The organism is Streptomyces reniochalinae (assembly GCF_003323735.1).
Lineage (GTDB): Bacteria > Actinomycetota > Actinomycetes > Streptomycetales > Streptomycetaceae > Streptomyces > Streptomyces reniochalinae.
This window is the reverse complement of record NZ_QOIM01000026.1, coordinates 69,346-85,933: the sequence shown is the minus strand read 5'-3', so window position 1 is coordinate 85,933 and position 16,588 is coordinate 69,346. Positions and strand designations below refer to the sequence as shown.

The window sequence follows — 16,588 nt, the reverse complement described above, 5'->3', positions numbered from 1 at the left end:
GGCACGATGTCATCACGCACGCCCGAAGCCGTCGCGGGGCAGGCCTGGGCGCCACCCACCGGAAAGCCGCCACTGTCCTCCCGGCTGATGAGGGCGACCTGGCGCGGACTGCCGGCGAAACAGCACGAGGCCGGATGGGAACCGGGGCTGGTGGTACCGGCGGCCGACGGCAGCCCCTTGATCGCTGACCACTACTTCCCGCGCGCCCAGGGCGACTTCCCCACGCTCCTCGTCCGCTCGCCGTACGGCCGAGGCCTGCCGTGGTCACCGCAGTACGGCCTGCTCTTCGCCGAACAAGGCTTCCACGTTCTCCTGCAAAGCTGCCGCGGCACCGGCGGTTCGGGCGGCGCGTTCGACCTGTGGCGCAACGAGGCCGCCGACGGCCTGGCCACCGTGTCCTGGCTGCGCGAACAGCCCTGGTTCAACGGAGTGCTGGGAACCGTCGGGCCCAGTTACCTGGGCTACGTGCAAGGGGCGCTGGCCTCGGACCCACCGCCGGAGCTGAAGGCGATGGTGGTGCAGGTAGGGCTGCACGACCCCCACGACCTGTTCCACGCGGACGGTGTGCTCCGTCTGGAGAACGCCCTCGCCGCGGCCGTCGGCATCCACTACCAGCACCAGGGCATGGCGCCGTTCCTCAGGGCGACACTGCGTCTCCAGCGCCGCGTACGCGACGTCACCGCCACGCAACCGTTGCGGGGGGCCTACGTGTCGGCCCTCGGGGACGAGATCCCCTGGCTGGACGACGCGCTGACACATCCGGACGCCGAGGACGCCTACTGGCGAGGCGCGTCGTTGGCACAGTCGGCGGAGCGGCTGCGCGTGCCCACCGCTTTGATCACCGGGTGGTACGACACGCTGGCCGACCAGACCCTCGAGCAGTACGGCCGGCTGCGCCGGGCCGGATGTGAGGCCACCCTGCTCGTCGGCCCCTGGACACACACGTCCGCCCTGCAACGCGGATGGCCGCAGGTGTTCGCCGAAAGCCTCGCCTGGCTGCGTGCCCACCTGTACGCCGATCCCTCCGGGCTGCGGCCCACGGCGGTGCGCGTGCACCTCAGCGGCGAGAACACCTGGCGGGATCTCGACGACTGGCCGCCGGCCACGACTGCCACCGCCTGGTATCCCCTCGCCGGCGGACATCTCACCCGGCAGGCCCCGACGGACTCCGCACCCGTGACGGCGTTCCGCCACGACCTTGCCGACCCCACCCCCTCTCTCGGGGGCCCGACTCTCTCCCCCACCGCAGGGCCCCGGGACAACCGCGCGCTGGAGGCCCGGGACGACGTCGTGACCTTCACCGGCCCGCCGCTGACCGAGCCCCTCGAGATCCTGGGCCCCGTCTGCGCACGGGTGACCGTCTCCACGGACACCGGATACGCCGATGTCTTCACCCGCCTGTGCGATGTGGACCCACAGGGCCGCTCTGTCAACGTCTGTGACGGATTCCGCCGGCTACGGACGGCGGAAGGGGCGTCGTCCTCGCAGACCACCGTGCCGATGAGCTCCACAGCCCACCGCTTCGCCGCCGGTCACCGCATACGCTGGCAGATCAGCGGAGGCGCCCATCCGCGCTACACCCACGGCCCCGGCACAGGTGAGTCGCCGCTGGACGCCACCGCCGCCACGCCGGTGCACCTGACGCTCCACGCGGACTCGGCGCTGGTACTTCCGACCAGCTCCGAGCCGGCGTAACGCGGCAGCCCTCCAGGAAACGGCCGGCGGCCGGCGAGCAGTCAATGGCCGGCGGCCGGCGAGCGGTCCATGAGCAGCCCACGGCCGACGATTGGTCCAGACCAAATGCGTCTACCTGTTACCGTCGTTGTCCCAGACGGAGCGGCGAAGGGCAGCGCGATGGCCGAGGGTACACACCGCCGGGCACGGGCCTACATCGGATCGTTCACCTCCGCGGGAGGCCGCGGTATCACCACGGCGGGCCTCGACGCCGCCACCGGGGCACTCACCCCGCTGCATCACACGGAAGGCGCCGTCGCGGACCCGTCGTTCCTCGCATTGGCCCCCGCAGGGAGAACCCTCTACGCGGTCAGCGAGAGCGACCAGGGCGGTGCCGCGGCGTTCTCCCCGCGCCATGACGGGCCTCCCGAACCTCTGGGAGGCACCGTTTCCGTGGACGCCGCAGGCCCCACGCATCTGAGTGTTGCGGATGGCCGTCTGTTCACGGCGAACTACACCTCGGGGAGCGTCACCGCCCTGCCCCTGCGCGCCGACGGCAGCCTGGGACCTGCTCCCGTCACGCGTCAGCACCACGGGAGCGGGCCCGTCGCGGACAGGCAGGAGGGGCCGCACGCCCACGCCGTCGTACCCGACCCGTCGGGGCAGTGGCTGCTCGTCACCGATCTGGGGACCGACTCGGTGTGGATCTACGACGTGCGGGGCACGCCCCCAGGTCTCCGCCTCCACCGCGAGGTGCCGCTCCGCGCCGGAACCGGCCCGCGCCATCTGGCTTTCGCCTCCGGGGCGAGCGGCCGGACAGCGGAACCGCCGGAAGGCGAACGGGTGTACGTCGTCAACGAACTGGACTCGACAGTGACGACCTGCCGTTGGCACAGCGGGACCGGTGAGCTGGAGGCTCTGGGGGAGAGCCGGGTCGTGCCGTCCGGACGCACGGGCCCGGACAACTACCCCTCCGCGCTGGTCCTCTCGCCCGACGGACGCTTCGCCTGGGTCGCGAACCGGGGTGACGACAGCATCGCCGTCCTCGACCTGACGGCGGATGAGCTGCCCGTCCTCACGGCCACCGTTCCGTGCGGCGGCCACTGGCCGCGCGATCTCGCCGCGCCCCCGGCGGGCGGCCGGCTGTACGCGGCCAACGAACGGTCCGGTGATGTCACCTGGTTCGACGTGGACCCCGAGACCGGCATGCCGCACCGAGGAGGCTCACTGCCGGCTCCCGCCGCTTCCTGCGTCGTTTTCGACGTCCCTCTCGACTGACCGGCTGGATGGTCCCTTACCGCCGGGCGGGGGCGCCGTACCCGCGCTGAGAGAAGCCCATGTCCGGTCGGACGGAGGCGCCGTACCCGCCAAAGGGGTCTCCGCGCGGGTACGGCGCCTCTGTCGCACACAGCACGCGCGACCGCTGCGTCGTCCGGGCTCAGCCGCCCCGCGTCGGGCCGCCCACCCCTGCGTGGCGGGCCGCCCGCCTCGCGGCGGGTGACCGTGCCGCCAGCTCAGCGCACCGGCATGCCCTGTTGCTGGGCTGCCTCCGGCTGGGCGATCCCGGCCTTGGTCGCGAACGTGGACGCCACGAGCTTGCCCAGCGCGGGGTAGGCACCCAGCGGCTCCGCCGTCGAGCAGCCCGCTTCCTGCGCGGCGGCCTCCAGCAGCCCGTCAGCGATCTCCGGGCCGATCAGGCACGGGGCGACGGCCAGGTTCTGCGAACCCGAGCCGCGCAGCTGTTCGGCCGTGTGCTGGATGGCGCCCTCGTCGTCGAGCGCCGCGGCGAGTACCGGCACCGCCAGCCGGGCCGCCAGCAGCATGCCGGTGATACCGGCCGCCTGCACGGCTTCCTCCCCGCCGACGGTGGCCAGGATGATGCCGTCCGCCGCTGTCGCCACCGTGAAGAGCCGGGCCCGGTCGGCACGTGCCAGGCCCGCCTCGGAGAGCCGCACGTGAACGGCTTCGGCGAGCAGCGGGTGCGGCCCCAGGACGTCGGTCAGCTCGGCTCCGGAGCCGCTGCCCAGCACCTCCTGACGGATGCGCCGCAGCTGGGCGGCGTCCGGTCCGGCCAGCAGCGGGACGACGACGGCGGGCAGGCCGTCCTCCTCCTCGCGGGCAGGGGCGGTGACGGGGGACTCGGACTCCTCCGCGGCCGCTCCGCCGGCGGTCGCCGCCGACATCTCGCGGGCCTCCCGCGCGTACCGTATCCGGGTCGCACGGTCGGTCACCGCCGAGGTGAGGGCGGCGCGGATGGTGGGGAACTCCTCGTCGTCACCGTCGGTGAAACCGATCCGCGCGTCGAGACCGGGCAGCTCCGAGCGCGCGATGCTCAGCGTCTCCTCCGCGAGGCTGCGCGTGGCGCTGGAGGGGGTGCCGGGGACGGCCAAAACCAGGGCCGGCGCGCCCTCGGGGGCGACGACGGGCTCCGGGCGGCGGTGCCGTCCGGGCCGGCGGGGACGTGGCATTCGTACGGGCAGGCCATTGTCCGGTCCTGTGGGGGAGCTCATGCGCCCGCATGCTAATGCCTTGATGAGGTCGGCTGTTCGGCCGGGGGAGGCAGGTGGGCGTATGTCCCGTTTCGCCCGGGTCGAAGTGCGCTGTTCTCTGACTCTTCCTGCCCCAGGCTGCTCCGTCTACGACCGGATGTGTCCGTTGGGCCACGCGGGAGGTGGCAGGACGATCCGGCAGGACAGGCCAGCGCCCACAGGCGGACGCCGCCGGGGGCGGGCGGGAGCCTGCCTCAGGCGGCCCCAGGAGCGTCCGTGAGGTGCAGCAGAGCCGGGTCGGGCGGCAGCGCGACACCGCCTGTGGCCAGGCGCCCCGCGAGCAGCAGCGCGCCGTCCAGCGGGCCTCCCGCGGCCTCGACCACCCGGGCCTGCGGCAGCCGCTCGGCCAACTCGTTGCGCAGCGGTTCGGTGAGGGGCTCGCCCATGGCGAACAGGCCACCGGTGAAGGCGACGCGCACGGGCGTCACCCCGCGCGCCTCCCGCGGCCCTTCACCCGGCACCTCGCCGCCGGAAGGACGCACGGGTCCCTTGTCGTCGGCAGGGCACGCGGCGTCGCCGGAAGGGCACACGGCCACGGCGCTGCCCGCGATCTCGCGGGCGGCCGCTCGCAGGATGCCCGCCGCCACGTGGTCCCGCTCCGCGCACCGTGCCACCTCCGGCGCGAACGAGGCGAGCACGGCGGGACGGTCGGTGCGCGGGTACAGCCGGCCTGGCAGCCCGCTGAGGGGCGCTCCGAATACGGACTCCGCCCTGTCCCGCAGCGCCGCCGAGCCACCCGCTCGTCCGTCGTGAGCGCGCAGGGCTGCTTCCAGGCCCGCGCGGCCGATCCAGGCGCCGCTGCCGCAGTCGCCCAGCAGGTGGCCCCAGCCGTCGGCGCGTCGCCAGGTGGCCAGATCGGTGCCCATGGCGATCATCCCGGTGCCCGCCGCGACCACCGCCCCCGGCCGCTCGCCGAGCGCGCCCGCGTACGCCGTCACGGCGTCGGCGGCGAGCGCCGACCGGCGTACCCGGAACTCCCGCGCCAAAAGACCCGGCAACTCGGCGCGCAGCCCGTCGCCGAGCGTGGCCATCCCCGCGGCGCCGACACAGGCCGCCGCGATCCGCGGCTGTGGGGCGCGCCTGGCCCCGGCGGCGGCCGCGATCCCGGAGCCGGGCGCGGGCCGGGCCTCCGCCTCGTCCAGCAAGGTCCGCACGGCGGGCACCAACTGCTCCGCCATGTGCGCCGGATCGATGCCCGAGGCGTTCGTGCGGACCGGCTCCGCACAGGTGACACTCCCCACCGGCCGGGGACTCGCCCTCACGTCCGCCTGCTGCCACCCGAGGGCGACCCGGAGCCCCGACCCTCCCGAGTCCACCCCGAGCACCCATGTGCCCTCGCCGGCCGCCCCCGTGCTCACGGCAGGCGCCAGTCCACGGGCTCGGCACCCTGCTGGGCCAGCAGTTGGTTGACGCGGCTGAACGGGCGCGAACCGAAGAAGCCCCGGTCAGCGGACATGGGGGAGGGGTGCGAGGACTCCACCGAGGGCAGGCCGCCCAGCAGGGGACGCAGATTGCGTGCGTCCCTGCCCCACAGCACCGACACCAAAGGACGCTCCCGCGCGACCAGCGCCCGGATGGCCTGTTCTGTGACCTCTTCCCAGCCCTTGCCGCGATGCGCGGCGGGCCTGCGCGGGGCCGTGGTCAGCGCCCTGTTGAGCAGCAGCACGCCCTGTCGCGTCCAGGGCGTCAGATCGCCGTTCGAAGGGCGGGGGAGACCCAGGTCGCTGTTCATCTCCCGGAAGATGTTCTCCAGGCTGCCCGGCAACGGCCGCACGTCGGGCGCGACCGAGAAGGAGAGACCGACCGCGTGCCCCGGCGTGGGGTAAGGGTCCTGGCCGACGATGAGGACGCGCACCTCGTCGAACGGTTGCTGAAAGGCTCTGAGGACGTTGGCTCCCGAGGGGAGATACGTCCTCCCCTCCGCGATCTCCGCGCGCAGGAACTCGCCCATGGAGGCGATGCGTTCGGCGACCGGCTCCAGCGCCTTGGCCCAGCCCGGTTCGACAATCTCGTTCAACGGTCGTGCAGCCACGAGCCGTCACTCTACTGGCTCATCCGCCCGGCCGGGCCGCCACCCGGCGGAGAGAACGCTCCGCCCACGCATCCCCGCCGCTCAGTCGATCACCGCCGCCCGTACACACAGCACGTCCGGCAGGTGCCGGGCCAACTGCCGCCAGCTCTCGCCCTCGTCCGCGCTCGCGAACACCTCACCATTGCGGTTGCCGAAGTAGAGGCCCGCCGGGTCGGCGTCGTCGGTGCACAGCGCGTCCCGCAGCACCGGGCCGTAGTGCGCCGACTGCGGCAGCCCGGTGCCCAGCGCCTCCCAGCTGCCGCCCGCGTCCTGCGTACGGTGAACGCGGCAGTGGTGCTCGGCGGGGACCCGGTCGGCGTCCGCGTTGAGCGGGAAGAGGTAGGCCACGCCGCCCCGGCGCGGGTGGGCGGCCACGGGGAAGCCGAAGTCCGAGGGGAGTCCCTCGCCGATCGACTGCCAGGTGTCGGCGCCGTCGTCGCTGCGGAAGACCCCCCAGTGGTTTTGCAGGTAGAACCTGTCGGGGTCCTCCGCGTCGCGTGCGACCTTGTGCACACACTGCCCGTACTCCGGGTAGCGCTGCCCCTCGGGGAGGAAGACGGCCGACACCCCGCGGTTGCACGGCTCCCAGCTCGCTCCGCCGTCCGCTGTCCGGTAGGCGCCGCCCGTCGAGACGGCCACCGTCACCCGCCGGGAGTCGCGCGGATCCACCAGGATCGTGTGCAGCCCCAGCCCGCCGCCGCCCGGCACCCAGTCACGCCGGGTCGGATGCTCCCACAGCGGGCGGACCAGCTCGAAGGACTCGCCGCCGTCCTGCGAGCGGAACAGGCCGCCCGGCTCCGTCCCCGCGTAGACCACACCCGGCTCGTCCGCGCCGCCAGGTTGCAGCTGCCACACCCGCTCCAGGGACGCTTCGGTGTCCTTCGGGTACGTGATGGCCGGACGGGCCGGCTCCTTCCACGTCTTGCCGAGGTCGTCGGAGTGGAAGACCGAGGGGCCCCAGTGGGCGCTGTCCCCTCCCGCCAGCAGCCGGGGCCCTCCCGGACCGCGCCGGTCGACGCTGAGGGAGTACACGGCCTGCGCGTTGAAGTGCGGGCCGGTGAACTCCCAGTCGCCCGAACCCCGCTGCCCGGCCTTCTGCCGGGCGAGGAACAAGCCCTTTCTCGTACCTACCGCGAGCAGCACATCCGCCATGTCGGCACCACCTTGGAGACGTCGTTGTCCTGAGGTACCGCTCAGTCTGCACCGGCCCACTGACATCCCGGCCCGGCAGCGGAGGAGTGCGCGCCCGTGCACGAGACACCGGCCCCCGTACGGCGGCAGGGATGCGCCGTTCGGGCTGCCGCGGCTCCGTCGATAGGAGTGCCCTCGAAGGACCCCGTGCGCGCCGGGGCACGCCGCCGGGCGTCCGGGACTACGGTGCCGCGACGTGTCGGACAGACCCCCGTACTCCCGCTGCTCGCCGGATCACTCCTCCTGTGACCACACACGTGAACCCTCCGGCTGTCCGCCGGACGCCGGGCCACCGGACGGTGAGCCGCCAGGACCGTCCTGTCCGGCCTGGCGGCTGCTGGGCCACGGCACCGGCGCGTGCCCCGCGCCGTACGACGCGAGCGGGCAGGCGCCCTGGTACGCCGTCGGTCTCACCCTGTCCGACGGTGCACAGGTGGAAGTACTCGCCGCTGTCGTGGACGACGCGATCCGCGTCGAGGAGGTGCGGGCCGATCCGCCGCTGAGGCCACGGGCGCTGACGGAACTCACGCCGTGGCTGGACGGGCCGTTGGCGGACGCGTGCCCGGACGCGCTCCGCCCTCCGCAGAAAGCTCCCACCGTGTGGGTGACGGGAGAGTGCGTGCTGCTCGCCGCACCGCCGCCCGCGCCGGTGAGGGGCCGTGGGCGACCGCCGGGGCCTCGCGGCCAGGCGGCGCGGCGCGCGGTGGCCGAGACGTACGCCGCTGCCCGACAGCAGGGCGCCGACCCGGTCCTGGCTGTCATGCGGCTCACCGGGCACAGCCGCCGCAAGTCCCTGCGCGTCATCGCGGACGCCCGCGACGACGGCCTGCTGCCGCCCCGGCACGCCCGCCGCTGAACGCGACGCCGTGCCCGTCGCCTGCCCCGTCGTCCGGTCCAGCGCGGCTGCCGCACGGGCGTGGCCGGCGCGCGAGCACAGCAGTGTGGCTTCCGCACGAGCACAGCGCGGCTTTCTTCCGCGCGCTCAGCCGACTCCACACGAGCGCGAGTACGAGCAGGGGGCGCGGACCGTGCCCGCTGTCGGACCAGGGCGTCCGCGGCACCGCTGTTCCGCGGTGCTCTACGGCTTGGAGCGCGGCTCCTGGCCGTACGGTGTGACACGGCCCAACTGCCGGATGAGAGCCGCGGAAGAGGCGCCGTCCGCCCGCTCGCCGGGCCCCTCGGGCGGCGTGCCCCGGTCCCAGGCCAGTCCGTACCGGGTGAACAGCTCTCCGCGCAGCCTCTCCAGCGGCATCGGAGCGCCCGGCAGGAGTGCCGCGACGACGGAGCCCATGAGATTCGCGCGCAGCAGCGGGTAGTCGCGGTCGGGGTCGGGGGATCCGTAGCGGGCCACCGCCGTGCGCAGCAGGGCCGCGAGGCGCCGCTGCTCGTCGCACTGGACGAACCCCTCCTGCTGGAGGATGCCCGCCATGTGGGCGCGCATGAGCACCGGGTGGTCACGCGCCAGACCCATGATGGCGTCGATGGCGAGGGCCAGCGTCTCCTCCCCGCTGCCCGGCTCTTCGGGCAGCGGCGCGCGCTCCAGTGCCGCGGCCAGCGTCAAGTGCATCAGCCGGTGCACGGCGGACTGGAACAACTCGCGCTTTCCTGAGAAATAGTACGAAATCAGGCCGCGTGCCGAGCCCGCGCGGTCGGCGATCGCACCCAGTGTCGTCGCCTCGTAACCGTGTTCGGCGACCAGCTCGACGGTCGCCTGTAGCAGGCGTTCGCGCGAACGTCGGCGCAACTCCTCATTGACCGATGCGCTCCGAGGGGACATGCTGTAACTCCTGGCGTTGGCTGGCTGGCAGCCAATATACTCAGTGAGTCTTCGGATGTCCGCGCCCCTCGTGCGGGGACATCCGGTGCAGCAGTCGATATCGGGGCGACGCGGGGGATCGCCCCGATATCGACGTCAACCAGGGCGAAACGGGACGTCGCTTCTCCGTGTGGCACTCGAACTCCGGGCCGACGGTACGTTAGTGCGCACACAGCGTCAGCGCACGCGCGGAGAGCAGGGGAGAGCGATGGCGGACCACCTGGGGCCCGACTCGGAAGAGATCGACGACACGGTGCCGCATTCGGCGCGGATCTGGAACTACTGGCTGGGCGGCAAGGACCACTACGACATCGACCGCCAGGTCGGTGACGAGATCGCCCGCAGCAACCCCGGGATCGTGACCACCGCGCGGGCGCAGCGCGCCTTCCTGTGCCGCGCCGTCAGGCATCTGGCGGGCGAGGTCGGCATCCGGCAGTTCCTCGACGTCGGCACGGGGCTGCCCACGGTCGACAACACCCACGAGGTGGCCCAGCGTGTCGCGCCCGAGGCGCGGATCGTCTACGTCGACCACGACCCTCTGGTCCTCACCCACGCCCGTGCCCTGCTGACCAGCACGCCCGAGGGCGTCACCCACTACATCGACGCGGACCTGCGCGAGCCCGACGCCATTCTCAGCGGAGCCGCCGCCACCCTCGACTTCGAGCGGCCCGTCGCCCTGATCCTGCTCGGTGTGGCCGCCCACATCACCGACGAGAGCGCCTACGAGGTGGTCGGCCGTCTGCTGGACGCCCTTCCGTCCGGCAGCCACCTGGTCTTCAGCGACTCGGCCGAGGTCGCCAACCCCGAAGCGGTGCGCGCGATGGTGCGCGAGTGGAACCGCACCAGCGACAACCCCCGCGTCAACCGCACCCGGGACGAGATCGGCCGTTTCTTCGACGGGCTCGACATCCTCGAACCCGGACTGGTCTCCGTCACCCGGTGGCGTCCCGAGGCCCTTCCGTTCGGCGAACCCGACGAGGTCGACAACGTCGGGGGCGTCGCCAGGAAGCCCTGAGCCCCGCGCTGCCGATCCCGCGGTGCCCTACCGCTCCCGCGGCGCGTTACCGGCCGAGGGGGCGGGCAGCCTCTCTCCGGCGCGCAGGGCCGCCCACGCGGCTGCGGAGGCCAGCCCCAGCGCCGTACCGAGCAGGACGCCCACGAGGGTGTCCGTCAGCCAGTGCACGCCCAGCCACACGCGGGTGAACGCCACCCCGGCGACGAACACGCACGCCACGACCGCCGCGGAGCGCCACCGCGTCTCCCCGGCGGGCAGCCCCCGCTCGCGCCAGAGCCACAGGAGCACCACGCACACCAGCGCGGCGGTCATCGTGTGCCCCGACGGCATGGCGGCGTAGTGCGCGGAGTCGACCGGTTCCCGCCACTGCGGCCTCTCCCTGGCCAGCGCCGCCTTGAGACCCTGCTGGAGCCCGGAACCGACCAGCACGGTGCCGGCCAGCCACCAGCCCAACGGACGCTCTCCGCGCCACAGCAGCCACCCCACCACGACGGCCACCAGCAGCCGGAAGGCCCACGGATCCCACACCCAGTCGCTCAGCACCCGGTTGGCACGGGTGACCCCCGGGTTGTCGAGCGCCGCCGCGTGCAGCGCGGAGGCCACATCCGTGTCGAGGGTGGCGAGCGGCTGCCACGGCAGCAGGGCCAAGACGATCAGCAGGACGGCGGCGGCTCCCAGCGCGGCCGCCACTGCGGCCTGCCAGGCGCCGGGAGAGCTCTGTCGGATCGGACCACGCATGCGCCGATCATCGCCCCTGTCACCGGCCACGGGGCAAGTCCCCCGCGCGTCCCTCACCCTCCCCTCCGCGCACCGGACCACCAGCGGCCGGGGCCAGGGACCGAGCGGAACCCCTGAGGGGGAACGGGGGGCTAGCGCAGAGCCGAGAGGCCGGGGACGAACGCGACGAGGAGCGGGACGACAGGCACGAAGGAGGCCACGGCGGTCATCCGCACCCGGCGGCTGACCGGCAGCCGGGGAGCGGGCGTCAGCAGCCGGTGGACGCGCTGCGGCACCATGGCGACCGGTGTGGAACAGGGGCCGAAGACCCCTCGGCCCTCGTTGAGCTCCACGAGCGCCAGCGCGATGGTCAGCCGGCCGCACCGGCGGGACGCGGCGTCGTCGGCGGCCAGTTCCACCAGGCGGTGCACCTGATCGCGGAAAGAGGCGAACACCGGCACCCGGGAGAACCCGGTGGCCAGCGCGGACGAACAGTGCAGAAGCCAGTCGTGGCGGGCCCGCGCGTGCCCCTGCTCGTGTTCCAGCACGGCGTCCAACTGTCGTCCCTTGAGCCGCCGCAGCGCCGCGGTCGTGATGACCAGTTGCGGTGTGGCACCCGGCAGCCACCACGCGTCCGGCCTCTCCTCCTCCAGCACGACCAGCCGCTCGCTGGAGGCCGCCGGCTCACCCGGCAGCCTCGGCACGCGCTCGCGCAGCTCCGCGCGGCGCTTGCGGCGCCTTGTCCGCGCGTCCTTGATCTCCCGCAGCAGCATGGCGCCGGTCCACGCACCCCCGCAGGCGAGCAACAGGCACAGCGCTCCGGCCCACGGCGCGTACGCACTGGACGTGTACACCCGCACCACCCCGTCGGGGGCCCCGGCGAAGACATGGCTGCGCACCACCGCGAAGGCGGCGGCACCGGAGAGTGCCATCGCCAGCCCGCAGCACAACAGCACCGCACCCACCAGGCACTGCCACGCCCACAGGGCGAGCACGGGCTCACGGTCGGGCCAGGAGGAGCGGGTCAGTACGCGCGGCGCCAGGCCCGCGGCGAGCAGGGCGAGCACCATCAACGCGAGCGGGACCGTCATGCCGCTCAGCCTAAGAGGCCGTTACGAGACAGTGATACGTCCGGCGGTGAAGAAGTGACGCGGCTCACTGTGGGGGCGCGTTTCGCCCGTCACAGCGTGATCAGCATGGCGAACATCCCCGTGGCCATCGCCAGCCTGCACCCCGCGGCGATTCCCGCCTGCCGCATCAGGTCAGCGGCGGGCACGCCCACGGTGCCGCCCTCTCTTCCGCCTGCCACCCCCGCGGCCCCCCGGTCCGTCGCGGCGGGCATCAGCCGCGCGGCCGTCCAGAGCGCGTACATCGCGAAGTAGGCCAGCAGCAGCGCCGTGACGACGGGCACACCTCCGGGCGCGGAGTGAGCGGAGTGGGGCGAGGCGGACGCCGCATGGGCGGAGCCCGACGCGCCCGCCGTGCCGAGGGCCATGACCACCGACATGTACAATATCGCCGCTCCGCCGACCAGATGGTGCACGTGCTGACGCGGACCTCCGTGCCGGGACCGTCTCCCGTCCCGGTCGCTCACTCTCTCCCCGCGCCAGGACCTCTTCCCGTAGCGGGCCCTGTCCCCGCGACCGCTGGACGTCGCCCGCCACGCGCCGTGTGCCAGGAGTGCGCCGAAGGCCGCGGCGAAGCCCCACGCCAGAAGAGAGCGCACCGTGGGTGGCACGCTCCACAGCAGCGGGACGGCCATGACCGCCATACCGAAGCCCATCGCTGCCTCGCCGCCCGCGTCGGCACGTTGCCGGTGGCCCGCCCCTCGTGCGCGCAGCACGCAAGAGGCGCCCGTCACCGCGCAGAGAGCCGCCAGCAACCAAGCGACCGTGGCGGAACCGTGCATCGCTCACCCCCTCGCTCGCGGGGTGCCGCCCTTACCCGCCGGGGCGCTCCCCCTCCTTGCTCGTGGACAGACTGCCCGCCGCCGTCCCCGTACACGGGAGCGCACGGGTGCAGTGGGGCGCAGCGGTGGAGCAGAGCCTTGTGAAGGGGCGGGTGGCAGGGGCGGGTGGCTCAGCGTGGTCGCGGGGAGACGTGTCCCATCATCTCGGTGGCCTCCACGAACGGAATGCCCAGGTCCTGGTGGAGGATGCGGGTCTCGTTGGTGTGGTCGGGCAGGAGCGAGCGGCCGACTCCGTGTCCCTTCGGGCGTGCTGCTTCCCCGCCGGCGTCGTCTGCTGCCCCCTCGAGGGCGCTGATGTGCCGGTTGAGCAGGCGCCAGGCGTAGGCGTTGGTGTGCGGGCTGCGCAGCGCCTGGTCCCACTGCTCCGCCAGCTGAGCGAACGCGGTACGCACCGCGACGTCCGCTGTCGGCAGGTCGGCCAGGCGGCTGTGCGCGTACTGCAGATACCGGGTCCGGTACAGCGCGCAGAAAGCGGCGAACTCCACCGGCACGCCGCAACCGTCCTCCGACCGGGTCTCCGGGCCGTTCCGCTGCCGGGCGGATTGCGTGTGCGCGCATTTCCCGGCAGCCGATTTTGCTGAGCCGCGTTGTTCGCACGGCGAGGGCATCCGAACGCTCAACGTTCTCTTCCCCTCCCATCCCCTCCGTCGCGGTCCCCCTTCCGCCGGAAGCTACAGGTCCGGGTCGGTGGTCCGCCATGAGTGGATGCCGTGTGCAAATTCATCGGCAATTGCACGCGGCGTCGGCGCGGTTCGCCGACAGTCGGACAACGAGCCAGTGCGGTGAAATGGTTCCCGCTTCTTTTCGGATGTGAGCGTACGAGGTGAACAAGAGGAAGAATCTGATCGTACCGAGCAGCCTTCCTTTCGTTGCTCGCGATTCTTCGTCGCCGCAGTCCGGAGAGCTGTCCGGGCGGGCGTCCCGGCGGAATTCACTCGATGGGGTGGCGAACCGGTGCGGCGTCCGAATCCACCCCCGCGGTCGCGCCCGGTCCCCGTCCGCGGCGGTTCCCGGTCGGTTCACGGGGCCGTCCGGATCGCCCAGGGGCAGCGCGTCGTGTTGAATTGGAGTCCGTTGCCGAAGGTTTGGAGGTTGCTGTCGGCAAGGTCCGGGGCTCCGCCGTCCGTCGGTGTCGTCGGCTGCTAACTGTCCGTGTTCTATAGGTTTTTGGTGTGTGGGGGGTTTTGGTGTCGGTACCGGGTGTGGGCTCCGAAGCCGCGGGCGACGGCGTGCTGGTGGTGGCGGGCGTCGGCGGAGGGCTGATGGACGTCGGCGTGGTGGTGGCCGGCCTGGGCGGTGTCTCGTGGGGCGGAGTCCTGGCGGGTGCGACCGGACACGGCGGCGGCGCCGTACGGGGCGGCGTGGACGTCGTCGAGCTGGTCGGCCCGGTGGACCCGCAGATGGTGCTGGCCCGTGTCCGCCTGGTCGCGGGGGTTTCGGGCCGGCTGTTGGTGCTGATCGTGGGCGAGCTGCGCAAGGACCCCCGCAAGGGTGGACTGCACATCGGTCTGGGGGCCCCAGGACAGGGATCGGCGGCAGTGCGCTACAGCGGGCTGCCGTGGGAGTGGCTCGTCGGGGAGTTGGCGATACGCCCCACCGGATCGACGACGGTTCTGCTGGACGTGGCGGCGGAAGCCGATGTGTGGGAGACCGTCAGGGCCGGCGGGTTGCCGGACGCTTACGGGGTCGGTGTGTTCGGGCGCGTCGTGCGGCAGGGCCGCGAGTCGAAGTGGCGGCGGCTGCGGGGCGGCACCGTCCCGACGGAGCCCACCTATCTCCAGGAGTGCGTACGCATGTGGCGGGCGGGTGGCCGTATGCCCTTCGCCGAGTTGCACGAACGGGCCGCTTCCGCCTCCCACGCGACGGAGGGACACCAGGCCGTCTTCGTGGCCCCTACGACAGCCGAACCGGCCGCCCCCGTGGGCAGCCAGGGCGCCCCCGCGGGGAGTGCGGAGAACGGGCACCAGCCCTGGCAGTCGCCCTCCGCGCAGAACGGCTGGGCCCCGCAGACCCACGAGGGTCTTCCGCCGTGGACGCCCAGCGCCGCTCCCCTCCCGTCCGGGACGGGCGCCTCGCAGCCGGTGAACGGGGCGGAGCCGCCGCCGCGTTCGGTACAGGACACACGCCCGGTACAGGACGCACGCCGGCCCACGGACGTACCGTGGTCCACGGAAGCACAACAGCCCTCGGACGTACCGCGGCACACGGACGTACAACGGCCCGCGGATACTCAGTCCTTCGCGCCGCCGGAAGGCGCCCCTCCGTCCACCGTGCCGGACGCGGAGACCCGTTCCGTCGCACCGCCCGAGGTCGTGCGACCGCACGCCCCGGCCTCGATACCTCCCCCCGTGGAGGAGGCCGCCGTCCTCCCGGCCCAGGACAGGGAGGACCCGCACGCGGCGATCATGACCGCCGCGCGGGCAGGACGCCATGAGGAGGCCGAGGGGATCGCCGTGGCCTGGCAGAGGACCGCCGAGCAGACCGAAGGCCCCGGCTCCGAGGGTGTCTTGCACTGGGTGGAGGTCCGCGCCGACCTGGCACGCTTGGCCGGGGCGCCGGCGCGCAGCTGCGAGTTGTGGATGTGGGTGGCTCGCGGTCGGCTGGAGCTGGGGGAGGCGGACGACTCCTCCGATGTGGAGGGCGCCGTCGACAGGGCGCACCACCAGTGGGAGCGTCTGCGCGTGGAGAACGTGGAGGCCGCTCGTGAGCTGGTGCCGGAGCTCGTCGTCCTCCGGCGACGGGTCCCGGGCCGCCAGCCCGGCGCGGTGCGACTCCTGGAGGAGCGGATGGATCACCTGCTGGGGGGCGTCGACCACTGAGAGCGTCGCCCCTTGTGTTCCCGCCGTCGGGGCGGCCGCAAGGGTGGCGTGGGTGGTCCGTTCGCAGGAGCCCGGGCCAGCCGTCCCCGCGCACGCGGCCGCCTCGCCGAGGGTGGGAAGCGCACCCGTTCGTCACGTACCGCAGGAGTGTGCATGTTCCGTCGCCCGGCTCTCACCCTGGCCATCGTGTTCACGGCGACCGTCCTCGCGGCCGGGTCCGCCGCGGCCGCTGACGCGCCGCAGGACCAGCCCGACGAGTTGACCCCACGCGAGCAGGCGACTTTGCAGGCCGCCGGCACGGTGCTGGACAAGTTGCTGGGTGGCGTCGTCGGCTCGGGCGGGCGCTGACACCTGGGGCCGCGGGCGCGGGGCCGCGAAGTGCCCCGCCCCCGCGGCCCGGTGAGCCGCTACCGTCCGCACCTCACGGTGACTCGCCGTCGACCGCCTCGCGCGGCTGGAGGGGGCCGCCGCCGGCTTCGGCGGCGTGTTGCCGTCGGGCGCGGGCCAGGGCGGCGTCGAAGTCCCGTTGTGTGTCGTCGCACCAGTGCAGCAGGTCGGCCAGGACGCGGCCCAGGGTCTGGCTGGGGCTGTTCCGCCAGCCCTCGGTCAGAGTGTGCGTCTGGAGCGCGGTGTTCGCACGGTCCACGGCGGCCTGGTGCGGGTCGTGGCCCCGTGGTGTCTCGTGCGGTGTCATGGCGTCCCCTCTCGGGTCCCTGGTCGGTGGCGTGCGCGGGCCGCCTCGGCCACGTCACTCTCCCCGAAAAGTC

The 16,588-nt window shown here is 73.2% G+C and carries 16 protein-coding genes; 6 read left to right on the top strand and 10 right to left on the bottom strand.

Going from position 1 to position 16,588, the window contains the following annotated elements; all coding sequences use genetic code 11:
- Positions 1-87: 87 nt before the first annotated feature.
- A complete protein-coding gene (locus tag DQ392_RS08125) occupies positions 88-1,695 on the top strand; it encodes a CocE/NonD family hydrolase (protein WP_114015010.1) in 1,608 nt (535 codons plus the stop codon).
- A gap of 159 nt (positions 1,696-1,854) precedes the next feature.
- Positions 1,855-2,952 carry a lactonase family protein gene (locus DQ392_RS08120; RefSeq protein ID WP_114014836.1) on the top strand — a complete coding sequence of 366 codons (1,098 nt, stop codon included), beginning with the start codon at positions 1,855-1,857 and terminating at the stop codon, positions 2,950-2,952.
- 236 nt (positions 2,953-3,188) lie between these two features.
- Here the strand turns inward: DQ392_RS08120 and DQ392_RS08115 are convergent, their stop codons facing one another.
- The 4 genes from DQ392_RS08115 to DQ392_RS08100 form a co-directional block, all read right to left on the bottom strand.
- On the bottom strand, positions 3,189-4,184 hold the full coding sequence (locus tag DQ392_RS08115) for a sirohydrochlorin chelatase (RefSeq protein WP_114014835.1): 996 nt from the start codon (positions 4,182-4,184) through the stop codon (positions 3,189-3,191).
- Between the two features lie 233 nt (positions 4,185-4,417).
- Entirely contained in the window at positions 4,418-5,581 is a 1,164-nt protein-coding gene (locus DQ392_RS08110) for an N-acetylglucosamine kinase (RefSeq protein ID WP_114014834.1), read from the bottom strand.
- Positions 5,578-6,255, bottom strand: a complete 678-nt coding sequence (locus DQ392_RS08105) for a uracil-DNA glycosylase (protein ID WP_114014833.1) — start codon at positions 6,253-6,255, stop codon at positions 5,578-5,580. The genes DQ392_RS08110 and DQ392_RS08105 overlap by 4 nt, the downstream gene beginning before the upstream one ends.
- Before the next feature lie 81 nt (positions 6,256-6,336).
- Positions 6,337-7,446, bottom strand: coding sequence for a WD40/YVTN/BNR-like repeat-containing protein (locus DQ392_RS08100; RefSeq protein WP_114014832.1), 1,110 nt, complete (start codon positions 7,444-7,446; stop codon positions 6,337-6,339).
- Positions 7,447-7,681: 235 nt separating this feature from the next.
- Between DQ392_RS08100 and DQ392_RS08095 the strand changes: the two genes are divergently transcribed.
- Positions 7,682-8,341, top strand: a complete 660-nt coding sequence (locus DQ392_RS08095; RefSeq protein ID WP_245981260.1) for a DUF6214 family protein — start codon at positions 7,682-7,684, stop codon at positions 8,339-8,341.
- A 222-nt stretch (positions 8,342-8,563) separates the two neighbouring features.
- Here DQ392_RS08095 and DQ392_RS08090 read toward each other — a convergent pair whose 3' ends face one another.
- Positions 8,564-9,262 carry a TetR/AcrR family transcriptional regulator gene (locus DQ392_RS08090; RefSeq protein WP_114014831.1) on the bottom strand — a complete coding sequence of 233 codons (699 nt, stop codon included), beginning with the start codon at positions 9,260-9,262 and terminating at the stop codon, positions 8,564-8,566.
- Between the two features lie 247 nt (positions 9,263-9,509).
- On the opposite strand from DQ392_RS08090, the gene DQ392_RS08085 reads away from it, so the two are divergent.
- Positions 9,510-10,316, top strand: coding sequence for an SAM-dependent methyltransferase (locus DQ392_RS08085; RefSeq protein ID WP_114014830.1), 807 nt, complete (start codon positions 9,510-9,512; stop codon positions 10,314-10,316).
- A 27-nt stretch (positions 10,317-10,343) separates the two neighbouring features.
- Here DQ392_RS08085 and DQ392_RS08080 read toward each other — a convergent pair whose 3' ends face one another.
- The 4 genes from DQ392_RS08080 to DQ392_RS08065 form a co-directional block, all read right to left on the bottom strand.
- A complete protein-coding gene (locus tag DQ392_RS08080; protein WP_181856327.1) occupies positions 10,344-11,054 on the bottom strand; it encodes a phosphatase PAP2 family protein in 711 nt (236 codons plus the stop codon).
- Between the two features lie 131 nt (positions 11,055-11,185).
- Entirely contained in the window at positions 11,186-12,124 is a 939-nt protein-coding gene (locus tag DQ392_RS08075; protein ID WP_114014828.1) for a M56 family metallopeptidase, read from the bottom strand.
- Positions 12,125-12,213: 89 nt separating this feature from the next.
- On the bottom strand, positions 12,214-12,915 hold the full coding sequence (locus DQ392_RS08070) for a DUF5134 domain-containing protein (protein WP_342774919.1): 702 nt from the start codon (positions 12,913-12,915) through the stop codon (positions 12,214-12,216).
- 197 nt (positions 12,916-13,112) lie between these two features.
- Positions 13,113-13,493, bottom strand: a complete 381-nt coding sequence (locus tag DQ392_RS08065; protein ID WP_245981259.1) for a hypothetical protein — start codon at positions 13,491-13,493, stop codon at positions 13,113-13,115.
- Positions 13,494-14,204: 711 nt separating this feature from the next.
- Between DQ392_RS08065 and DQ392_RS08060 the strand changes: the two genes are divergently transcribed.
- Together DQ392_RS08060 and DQ392_RS08055 are read left to right on the top strand one after the other, a co-directional pair.
- The gene (locus DQ392_RS08060; RefSeq protein WP_245981258.1) at positions 14,205-15,821 is read left to right on the top strand and encodes a hypothetical protein; all 1,617 of its coding nucleotides are present in this window, start codon (positions 14,205-14,207) and stop codon (positions 15,819-15,821) included.
- Between the two features lie 153 nt (positions 15,822-15,974).
- The gene (locus tag DQ392_RS08055) at positions 15,975-16,169 is read left to right on the top strand and encodes a hypothetical protein (RefSeq protein WP_114014826.1); all 195 of its coding nucleotides are present in this window, start codon (positions 15,975-15,977) and stop codon (positions 16,167-16,169) included.
- A gap of 73 nt (positions 16,170-16,242) precedes the next feature.
- On the opposite strand, the gene DQ392_RS08050 is transcribed toward DQ392_RS08055, so the two are convergent.
- Positions 16,243-16,515, bottom strand: coding sequence for a hypothetical protein (locus DQ392_RS08050; RefSeq protein ID WP_114014825.1), 273 nt, complete (start codon positions 16,513-16,515; stop codon positions 16,243-16,245).
- Between the last annotated feature and the right edge of the window lie 73 nt (positions 16,516-16,588).